We start from the raw sequence: 9,532 nt of genomic DNA on the forward strand, positions 1-9,532 counted from the left end.
GATGACGACGACGACACCCGCCGCCGCTCGCGCCAAGCGGGGCGGCGAAGGCAAACCACTGCTGTCGGTGCGCGACTTCAAGGTCGAGTACCGGACCGGTTCCGGGACGACCGTGGAGGCGGTTCGCGGCGTCGACCTGGACCTGTTCCCGGGCGAGAGCCTCGCGCTGGTGGGGGAGAGCGGCTGCGGCAAGACGACGTTCGGTCTCGGCCTGCTGCGGCTGCTGCCGCGCCTCGGTCACGCGAGCGGCAAGGTGATCTTCAACCGCGGCGACGGCACCGAGATCGACGTCCTCGGCCTCGAGGGCAAGGACCTGCGGCAGTTCCGCTGGCGGGACGCGGCGATGGTGTTCCAGGGCGCGATGAACGCGTTCAACCCGGTGCTCAAGATCCGCGCCCACATGCACGACACGATGCGGGCGCACACCAAGGCGAGCAAGCAGGAGATCGAGGAGCGCGCCTCCGAGCTGCTCCGGCTGGTCCGGCTGGAGCCGTCCCGGGTGCTCGACTGCTACCCGCACGAGCTGTCCGGCGGTATGCGGCAGCGCGTGCTGATCGCGATGAGCCTGCTGCTCGAGCCCGAGGTGCTGATCCTCGACGAGCCGACCACCGCGCTCGACATCCTCACCCAGCGTTCGGTCGTCGACGTGCTGCACGAGGTGCGTGAACGCCTCGGGTTCTCGATGATCTTCATCTCCCACGACCTGTCGCTGGCCGCCGAGCTCGCGGACCGGGTCGCCACCATGTACGCCGGGCGCATCATCGAGACCGGTGGCGTCCGGGACATGTTCTACAAGCCGCGCCACCCGTACACGCTCGGCCTGATCAAGGCCGTACCGCCGATCGTCGGCGACCTGCCCGACATGGAGTCGATCCCGGGCGGCCCGCCGAGCCTGGCCGCGCTGCCGAAGGGCTGTACGTTCAGCCCACGCTGCAAGTTCGCGACCGACGAGTGCAAGGAGTCCGACCCGCCGCTGCTTCCGATCACCGACGAGCCGGGTGACGCGCACGAGGCGGCCTGCATCCATTGGAAGGACGTGCATTTGAACCGCGAGGTGCCGACCGACCTGGGGACCGCGTCATGAGCGCGCTCGAGCAGTCTCCCGAAACCACCGGCACGACGCCGCTGATGACGCTGGGCGGTGTCAGCCAGGTCTTCGAGACCAAGGCCGGCCCGATCCGCGCCGTCGACGACATCGATCTGTCGGTCAACCCCGGCGAGGTGCTCTGCCTGGTCGGCGAGAGCGGCTCCGGGAAGACCACCGCGGCCCGGATGGCTGCCGGACTGGCCCGGCCGAGCAGCGGCCAGGTCGCCTTCAACGGCACCGACATCTGGTCGATGAACCGGCAGGACTTCACCAGTTTCCGGCGCAGCGTGCAGTACGTCCACCAGGATCCGTACGCGTCGCTGAACCCGACCCGGACGATCCAGCAGACGATCACCGCGCCGCTGCTCAAACACGGCGTGGTGAAGTCGAAGAAGGCGGCGGCGGAACGCGCCGCCGAGCTGCTCACCAAGGTCGACCTGACCCCGCCGGAGAACTACCTGCCGAAGTACCCGCACCAGCTGTCCGGCGGTCAGCGGCAGCGGGTCTCGGTCGCGCGGGCGCTGACCCTGGACCCGAAGCTGATCATCGCCGACGAGTCCACCTCGATGCTGGACGTGTCGATCCGGATCAGCGTGCTCGCGATGCTCGGCCGGCTGCGCGACGAGCTCGGTGTCGGCTTCCTGTTCATCACCCACGACCTCGCGATCGCGAAGTACTTCGGGTGGAACGGCAAGACCGCGGTGATGTACCTCGGCCGGATCGTCGAGTTCGGTCCGACGCCGAAGATCATCAACGCGCCGACCCACCCGTACACACGGGCGCTGATCGACGCGATCCCCGAGCCGGACCCGGATCTCACCAAGACCAAGGGCCGCGAATCGCTGCGCAGCCTGGAGATCCCGAGTCTGGCGCACCTGCCGTCGGGGTGCTCGTTCCATCCACGCTGCCCGTTGTACGAGGACGGGCTGTGCGATGCGACGGTGCCTCAGCTCACCACGATCCGAACCGGTCAGTCCGCCGCGTGCCACGTGGTCGCGCGCGACGGCGCACCGGCGCTCGACGACGGTCCGCGGCCGGATGAACCGGGGGCCTGATGTCCCCTCAGCTCGGGCGGATGGCGCTGGGCTGGTCAGCCTTTCTGGTGCTGGCCAGCGGAGTGCTGCTGCTCACGCTGTCCCCGGGCACCCCGGAGTTCGTCGTCACCCTGTTCACCTTGTGTTTGGGCCTGTTCCTGGGCCTGGTGGTCGTCGTCGGGATCTTCGTGACCCGGCGCCGGGAGAAACGCGAGGGCAGTTAATCCACCGGCAGTGCCTGACCCACATGGGCGTGTGGTCAGTTCAGAAAGGACGAAGGAATGAGTCCCACCGACACCAACGATCCCGGCACCAACGGTCAGGGCGCCAGTGCGCTGACCAACGCGGTCTCCCGCCGGCACGTTCTCCAGCTGTTCGGCATCGCCGGTGTCGGCGCCGCCGGCATCGGGTCGCTGACGGCGTGCTCGCCGAGCACGCCGAACAGCAACAACGAGGGCGGCGGCGACGCGAAAGGCGGCGAGTTCCACGGGGCGTACCCGTACCAGCTCCCGCCGAAGGGCCACTTCAACCTGGCCGCCGGTGTCACCGACGGCATCCAGGCCAGCACCAGCCCGTACTTCGACCTCGTCTACCCCAGCGCCGGCATGTACTACTGGGCCGACAAGAAGTGGGAATGGATGATGGCCGAGTCCGGCACGCTCGACGAGGCGAACAAGACCTACACGATGAAGCTGCGCTCCGGACTGAAGTGGAGCGACGACAAGCCGGTGACCGCGAAGGACGTCGTGTCGACGTTCAACCTGCGCTGGCTGATGCGCCAGCAGGACTGGACCTTCCTGTCCGACGTCAAGGCGCAGGACGACACCACGGTCGTGTTCACGATCGGTACGCCGTCCACCGTGCTCGAGCGCTACATCCTGCGCGCCGGCATCCTGCCGGACTCGGTGTACGGCGAGTGGGCCACCAAGGCCGAGGCGCTGCGCAAGGCCAACACCAGCCTGGACAGTGCCGAGGGCAAGCAGCTGAACGGTGACTTCCAGAAGTTCCGCCCGGAGAACCCACCGGTGTCGGGTCCGTTCAACTACGACGTGAAGAGCATGACCAACGCGCAGATGACGCTGGTCAAGAACGACAAGGGCCTGTTCGCCGACAAGATCGGCTTCACCAAGGTCGTGCTGTACAACGGTGAGACCTCGGACATCACGCCGGTCGTGATGAACAAGGACGTCGACTACGCGACCCACGGTTTCGCCGTGGCCAGCGAGAAGACCATGCTGGGCAGCGGTTTCCGGATTCTCCGGCCGCCGGTGTACTCGGGCCCGTCGCTGGTGTTCAACTACACCACCCACCCGGAGCTGGCCGACGCCCGCGTCCGGCAGGCGATCGCCTACGTGCTGGACCGCAACGAGAACGGCACCGTCGCGCTCGGCGACTCCGGCAAGCCCTGCAAGTTCATGGCCGGTTTCTCCGACATCCTCGTCCCGGACTGGATCTCGGACGAGGACCAGAAGAAGCTGCAGGCCTACGAGAAGGACGAGGCCAAGGCCACCCAGCTGCTGCAAGAGGCGGGCTGGAAGAAGAACGGCGGCAAGTGGACGCTGCCGAACGGCAAGCCGGCCGCGTACGACATCAAGTTCCCGACCGAGTTCGCCGACTGGAACCCGGCTGCCACCAACGCGGCCGACCAGCTGAACAAGTTCGGCTTCAACATCACCAAGCGGGGTATCACCTTCACCCAGCTGAACCCCGACGTCCTGGCCGGCAAGTTCGACATCGCGATCCAGGGCTGGGGCGCGTCGAACCACCCGCACCCGTACTTCGCGTTCGTCCAGGACCTGTACACGTTCAACTACGTGATCGCGGCGAACTCCGGCGGCAAGGGCATGAACTTCCCGCTGAAGCAGACCACCTCGGCCGGTCCGATCGACCTCAAGGACGTGGTGGACAAGTCGGCGCAGGGCCTGAACGTCGACGAGCAGAAGAAGAACATCACCGCCGCGGCGATGGCGTTCAACGAATTGCTCCCGATCATCCCGCTCTGGGAGCGCTACGGTAACAACCCCGCGCTCGAGGGCACCCGGGTCGCGAAGTTCCCCGCCGACGACGACCCGATCCTGAAGAACGCGCCGTACGCGGACAACTTCGTGATCATGGGCATGTACGCCGGGAAGATCACGCCGGCTTAATTCGCTGGCGTACTGACCCCGAGGTTTGGTTGGGTCGGCCGGGTGATCGACGTACGCGAGATCGACCCGGCCGACCTTTCCTTGTTCGACGAATGGTACGACGCCTTCCGGGCCGGCGCGGTGGCCGGCCGGGAGGCGCCGCTGGTGGTGCCGCGGGAAGCACTCGGCACGTCGCTGCGCAATCCCAGTCCGTTGAATGCGCGGCTTGCGGTCGGCGCCTTCGAGGACGGGCGGGTCGTCGGCGCGATGCTGTTCGAGTACCGGCTGGAGGACAATCTCGACACGGTCGAGGTGGAGATCGACGTACCACCCGCGCAGCGCCGGCGGGGGATCGGTACCGCGCTGTGGCAATGGGCGATGACCCGCGCGGCGCAACTCGGACGGACGATCGTTCAGGCGGAGGTCGCCGTACCTGCTGATGGGTCGGCCGGTGCTGCGTTTGCCGAGCGGCTCGGCTTCGCGCTGGAGCATGTCGAGGAGCATCTCGTCGTACCGCTGCCGTACGACGACTCGTTGCTGCCGTCGGTGCCGGTCGACGGGTACACATTGACGTCGTGGGCGGGGCCTTGTCCGCCGGAGCATCGGCAGGCGTACGCCGATCTGCACACGGCGATGGATCTCGACGTACCGACCGGTGGCATGACCCGGGAGGTCGTGCCGTGGACCGTGGAGAAGCTGCAGGCGAGCGAGGCGCGGATCGACCGGAGCTACCTCGCGCTGGTGACGATGGCGCACACGCTGGACGGCGCACCGGCCGGGTACACGCTGATGTATCTGCCGCGTACGGATGCCGACCATGTGCAGCAGGACGACACGCTGGTGCTCCGCGCTCATCGCGGACACAACCTCGGGACGTTCCTGAAGCTGGCGAATCTGTCGCAGCTGGCGAAACACCGTACGACTCAGCGCTTCCTGCACACCTGGACGGCGTTGTCGAACGCGCCGATGCGGGTGGTCAATGCCCGGTTCGGCTTCCGAGCGGTCGAGGAGCATCGCGAACTCCAGCTGCGGATCCCGCGGCTGCGTCCGGGGGCGCGCGGGGTGATCCTGGACGAGCAGGACCGGGTCCTGCTGGTGCGATTCGAGTTCTCCAGCGGTCCGGTCTGGGCGACGCCGGGCGGCGGCCTGGAGGCGGGGGAGAGCCCGATCGACGGGCTGCGGCGGGAACTGGTCGAAGAGGTCGGCCTCACAGACTTCCCTCCGCCCGTCCAGGTCTGGCACCAAGAGGTCGTTGCCGACGGCCACGCTGCTGGTTACGAGGGCGTGCTGAACGACTTCTACCTGATCCGTACCGCGTCGTTCACCCCCGGCGGCACACTGTCGGCCGCCGAACTGGCAGCGGAGAACGTCCACGAGCTGCGCTGGTGGACCCTGGACGAACTGGATGCCGCCACTGACCGCTTCGCACCCCGCCAACTACCCGCACTGGTCCGCCGCCTACTGACCGAAGGCCCACCCAGCGTCCCGACCGCCGTGGGCCTCTGATCGAGGGGGAGTTGGCCTCCTGCGGGGGGAGCGGCGTAGGTTCGGAGACATGCGTGAATCCCAGCTCGGTGATCTGACCGTTTCCTGCCTCGGCCTCGGTTGTATGGGGATGTCCCAGTCGTACGGCGTGCGCGCCGACGACGACGAGTCGATCGCGACCCTGCACGCGGCGCTGGACGCCGGATGCACCTTCATCGACACCGCCGATGTGTACGGCGACGGTGAGAACGAACAGCTCGTCGGCCGCGCGATCGCCGGCCGCCGCGACGAGGTCGTGCTCGCGACGAAGTTCGGTTTCAAGAAGCCGGCGTCGGCCACGGCGCTACCGTCCGTCGTCGACGGTTCGCCGGAGTACGCCGCTCAGGCGCTGGACGCCTCGCTGCGCCGGCTCGGTGTCGATCACATCGACCTGTGGTACTTGCACCGCCGCGACCCGCAGGTGCCGATCGAGGAGACCGTGGGGGCGATGGCCGCCGCGGTTCAGGCCGGCAAGGTGCGGTACCTCGGTCTGTCCGAGGTCAACGGCGACACGGTGCGCGCGGCCCACGCGGTCCACCCGATCACCGCCGTACAGAGCGAGTGGTCGCTGTGGACGCGGGACCCGGAGACCGTCGTGCTGCCGACACTGCGTGAGCTCGGCATCGGGTTCGTGCCGTTCAGCCCGCTCGGGCGCGGGTTCCTGACCGGGCAGATCAAGTCCCCGGCCGACTTCCCCGAGGACGACATGCGGCGCGGGCTGCCGCGGTTCCAGGGCGAGAACTTCCAGCGCAACCTGGATCTGGTGGCCGCTGTCCAGTCGCTGGCCGCGGCGAAGGGCGTGACGCCGGGTCAGCTCGCGCTCGCATGGTTGCTTGCTCAGGGCAATGACGTTGCGCCGATCCCCGGGACGAAGCGGCGTCAGTACCTGGCCGAGAACCTGGCCGCCGTGGACATCACGCTGACGGCTGCCGAGCTGGCCGAGCTCGACGCGGCGTTCCCGCCCGAGGCGGTCGCGGGGCAGCGGTACCAGCAGGGCGGAATGGACCTGGTGGGCAAGTGATCGGCGTCACCGGCTCGACGGGCCAGCTCGGCTCCCGGATCGTCGCACGATTGACCGACGTACCACTGCGGCTGATCGTGCGGGACCCGGCGCGCGCCCCGTCGGTGCCGGGGGCCACCGTCGCGCAGGCGGCGTACGGAGAACACGCCGCGTTGCTGGCCGCGCTGGACGGGGTCGACGTACTGATGCTGCTCAGCGCGACCGAGTCCCCGGACCGCGTCGCACTGCACAAGGCCACCGTCGACGCGGCGGTCGCTGCCGGGGTGCAGCGGATCGTGTACACGTCGTTCGTCGGGGCGGCGCCCGATGCGACGTTCACGTTCGCGCGTGACCATTGGCACACGGAGCAGCACATTCGGTCGACCGGGGTCGATTTCACGTTCTTGCGGGACAACCTGTATCTGGATTTCGTGGTCGACTTCGCCGCCGACGGCGTGATCCGCGGGCCCGCGGGGGACGGGCGGGTCGCTGCGGTGTCCCGCGACGACGTGGCCGCGGTGGCGGCGCAGGTGCTTCGTGGCGGGCCGGAGTTTTCGGGGGCGACGTACGACCTGACCGGGCCGCATGCTTTTACTTTGGCCGAGGCGGCCTCCGTGCTCTCGTCCGCCCGGGGCCGGAAGGTGCGGTACGAGCCGGAGACGCTCGACGAGGCATACCGCTCGCGCGAGCCGTACGGTGCCCCCGCGTGGGAGGTCGCCGGCTGGGTCACGTCGTACGCCGCCATCGCCAGCGGTGAACTGTCGCACGTGTCGACCGCGGTGCGCGACATCACCGGCGTCGAACCGACCAGTCTCGAGGAGTATGTCCGGGCTCGGTGAGACACTGGTCAGGTGCCGCTCTACCGGGATCAGGCGATCGTGCTGCGCACCCAGAAGCTGGGTGAGGCGGACCGGATCGCCACGCTGCTGACCCGGACCAACGGAAAGGTCCGGGCCGTCGCCAAGGGCGTCCGGCGGACCTCTTCCCGCTTCGGTGCCCGGCTGGAGCCGTTCAGCTACGTCGACCTGCAGCTCGCCACCGGCCGCACCCTCGACGTCGTCACTCAGGCCGAATCGATCGCGGCGTACGGCGAAGGCATCGTCAACGACTACGCCCGATACACCACCGGCACCGTCCTGCTCGAAACCGCCGACCGCCTCGTCGTCGAGGAGAAGGAACCCGCCACCCAGCACCACCTTCTCCTGGCCGGCGCCCTCCGCGTCCTCTCCACCGGCGAACGCTCACCCGGCCTGGTCCTCGACTCGTTCCTGCTCCGCTCGCTGGCGATCTCCGGCTACGCCCCCTCCTTCGACGACTGCGCCCGCTGCGGCGAACCAGGCCCCCACCGAGCCTTCAACCCCGCCGCCGGCGGCATGGTCTGCACCTCCTGCCGCCCACCCGCCTCTGCCATGCCGTCCCCAGCCACCGTCACCCACCTGGCCGCCCTTCTCACCGGCGACTGGCCGACCGCCGTCCAGGCAGACGCAAGAACGCGCCGAGAATCCACGGGTTTGATCGCCGCCTTCTTCACCTACCACCAAGACAACCAACTCCGCTCCCTGCCCCACCTGGACCTCACCTCAGGAGCACCCTGATGCCCCCGAACCGCGCGGTGGACCGCCTCGACCCCGAGAAACGCCATCAGCTCGACAACCTGGTCGCCTCCTGGCGCATGGAGAACATGCCCCTCACCGACACCGAAATCGAGATCTTCGCCCGCTACCTCCTGGGCGAGATCACCGCCGAAGAGCGCCGCCGGCTCCTGGACGAACAGCTCTGATGCCGAAGTTCGAGAACTGGGGAGACTACTTCTGGCCTGATCAGATCGACGAGTGCAGGATCAACAAGCTCGGCATCCGCGACGCGGACCGGCTGGAGCGCGTTGAGCGCTCGCGTACTGCGGAGCGAGCGGTGGAGATCATCGCCGGCGACGTGGAGATCCCCAGGACATTCGATCTGGATCATCTGCGGGCGATCCACCGGCACTTGTTCCAGGACGTGTACGACTGGGCCGGAGACCTGCGGGTCACGGAGCTGGTTCGGCCGTCCCGCGATCCAGACGGGCCCGGGCACGAGTTCGTCAAACCGGACGACATCGAGCGTCTCGCGCCGGTGATCTTCTCCCAGCTCGGCGATCCGGCAGATCTCCGGAACCGCCCGACGCACGAGGTGGTTGACGTTCTTGCCAAGACGTACGCGGGCGTGAACGTGCTCCATCCGTTCGTCGAGGGCAACGGTCGGACGCAGCGCATCTTCCTGGACCACGTCGCGGAGGCCGCGGGCTACCGCATCGACTGGACCCGGATCGCCGACCGCCAGAACGAGGTCATGGCGGAGGCCTTCGACATCGGCCCGGAACCGATTCGCGAGGCCCTGGCCGAGTGCATAGAACCTGCTCCCGACACCGTGGCCCGGCAAGACACCCTGCACTCGCTACGTCTCACCAGCGAGGGCATGCCGGGCGCGGCCACAGCCCCGGCACGCGGCGCTACAGGCTCGAACGCCTCAGCCGGCTACCGCAGCTCCAACGCACGCAAGCGTGGCCCGGACGAACGCCACTGACCCGCCGACCCGCGCCCCCAACCCGACCAGCGCCCTTCTCGCGCTTGACCTCGTCCAACGCGGCTTGCTGCTCGGCGTACCGTCGGTTGTCCCATTCGATAAGGGGCTCTTCACGATCCAGGGTGTAGTCGGGGTCTGAATCCGCCGGTCTCCAGGAGTGATCGTGCGATGTAGTTGGTGAGGTTGCGGAATCCGAGAG

At 68.1% G+C, this 9,532-nt stretch carries 10 protein-coding genes; all 10 read left to right on the forward strand.

The features are described from left to right. Window position 1: 1 nt before the first annotated feature. Genes AB0B82_RS24895 through AB0B82_RS24940 form a run of 10 tightly spaced genes read left to right on the forward strand, consistent with a single transcriptional unit; the run spans window position 2 to window position 9,333 of the window. Complete coding sequence (locus tag AB0B82_RS24895) at window positions 2-1,084, forward strand: ABC transporter ATP-binding protein (RefSeq protein WP_360173038.1); 1,083 nt, start codon at window positions 2-4, stop codon at window positions 1,082-1,084. Then, window positions 1,081-2,142 (forward strand): ABC transporter ATP-binding protein, encoded by a 1,062-nt coding sequence (locus tag AB0B82_RS24900; protein ID WP_360173041.1) that lies wholly within the window; start codon window positions 1,081-1,083, stop codon window positions 2,140-2,142. The genes AB0B82_RS24895 and AB0B82_RS24900 overlap by 4 nt, the downstream gene beginning before the upstream one ends. After that, on the forward strand, window positions 2,142-2,345 hold the full coding sequence (locus AB0B82_RS24905) for a hypothetical protein (RefSeq protein ID WP_360173044.1): 204 nt from the start codon (window positions 2,142-2,144) through the stop codon (window positions 2,343-2,345). The genes AB0B82_RS24900 and AB0B82_RS24905 overlap by 1 nt, the downstream gene beginning before the upstream one ends. Before the next feature lie 57 nt (window positions 2,346-2,402). Beyond that, window positions 2,403-4,268, forward strand: coding sequence for an ABC transporter substrate-binding protein (locus tag AB0B82_RS24910; protein ID WP_360173047.1), 1,866 nt, complete (start codon window positions 2,403-2,405; stop codon window positions 4,266-4,268). Between the two features lie 42 nt (window positions 4,269-4,310). Beyond that, window positions 4,311-5,753: a bifunctional GNAT family N-acetyltransferase/NUDIX hydrolase gene (locus AB0B82_RS24915; protein WP_360173050.1), complete on the forward strand. Its 1,443-nt coding sequence runs from the start codon at window positions 4,311-4,313 to the stop codon at window positions 5,751-5,753. Window positions 5,754-5,802: 49 nt separating this feature from the next. Next, window positions 5,803-6,792 (forward strand): aldo/keto reductase, encoded by a 990-nt coding sequence (locus tag AB0B82_RS24920; protein WP_360173053.1) that lies wholly within the window; start codon window positions 5,803-5,805, stop codon window positions 6,790-6,792. Next, a complete protein-coding gene (locus tag AB0B82_RS24925) occupies window positions 6,789-7,610 on the forward strand; it encodes an SDR family oxidoreductase (protein ID WP_360173056.1) in 822 nt (273 codons plus the stop codon). The genes AB0B82_RS24920 and AB0B82_RS24925 overlap by 4 nt, the downstream gene beginning before the upstream one ends. 12 nt (window positions 7,611-7,622) lie before the next feature. Beyond that, complete coding sequence (recO, locus tag AB0B82_RS24930; RefSeq protein WP_360173059.1) at window positions 7,623-8,366, forward strand: DNA repair protein RecO; 744 nt, start codon at window positions 7,623-7,625, stop codon at window positions 8,364-8,366. Then, window positions 8,366-8,551 (forward strand): antitoxin VbhA family protein, encoded by a 186-nt coding sequence (locus AB0B82_RS24935; RefSeq protein ID WP_360173062.1) that lies wholly within the window; start codon window positions 8,366-8,368, stop codon window positions 8,549-8,551. Before recO ends, AB0B82_RS24935 begins: the two co-directional genes overlap by 1 nt. Then, window positions 8,551-9,333, forward strand: coding sequence for a Fic family protein (locus tag AB0B82_RS24940; protein ID WP_360173066.1), 783 nt, complete (start codon window positions 8,551-8,553; stop codon window positions 9,331-9,333). Before AB0B82_RS24935 ends, AB0B82_RS24940 begins: the two co-directional genes overlap by 1 nt. Window positions 9,334-9,532: the final 199 nt, after the last annotated feature.

The sequence above is a fragment of the Kribbella sp. NPDC048915 genome (assembly GCF_040649595.1).
Taxonomy (GTDB): domain Bacteria; phylum Actinomycetota; class Actinomycetes; order Propionibacteriales; family Kribbellaceae; genus Kribbella.

What these genes read in the sequence shown, in the direction of transcription:
- AB0B82_RS24895 (WP_360173038.1), top strand. Translation starts at nt 2, where the DNA reads ATGACGACGACGACACCCGCCGCCGCTCGCGCCAAGCGGGGCGGCGAA.
- AB0B82_RS24900 (WP_360173041.1), top strand. Translation starts at nt 1,081, where the DNA reads ATGAGCGCGCTCGAGCAGTCTCCCGAAACCACCGGCACGACGCCGCTG.
- AB0B82_RS24905 (WP_360173044.1), top strand. Translation starts at nt 2,142, where the DNA reads ATGTCCCCTCAGCTCGGGCGGATGGCGCTGGGCTGGTCAGCCTTTCTG.
- AB0B82_RS24910 (WP_360173047.1), top strand. Translation starts at nt 2,403, where the DNA reads ATGAGTCCCACCGACACCAACGATCCCGGCACCAACGGTCAGGGCGCC.
- AB0B82_RS24920 (WP_360173053.1), top strand. Translation starts at nt 5,803, where the DNA reads ATGCGTGAATCCCAGCTCGGTGATCTGACCGTTTCCTGCCTCGGCCTC.
- AB0B82_RS24935 (WP_360173062.1), top strand. Translation starts at nt 8,366, where the DNA reads ATGCCCCCGAACCGCGCGGTGGACCGCCTCGACCCCGAGAAACGCCAT.
- AB0B82_RS24940 (WP_360173066.1), top strand. Translation starts at nt 8,551, where the DNA reads ATGCCGAAGTTCGAGAACTGGGGAGACTACTTCTGGCCTGATCAGATC.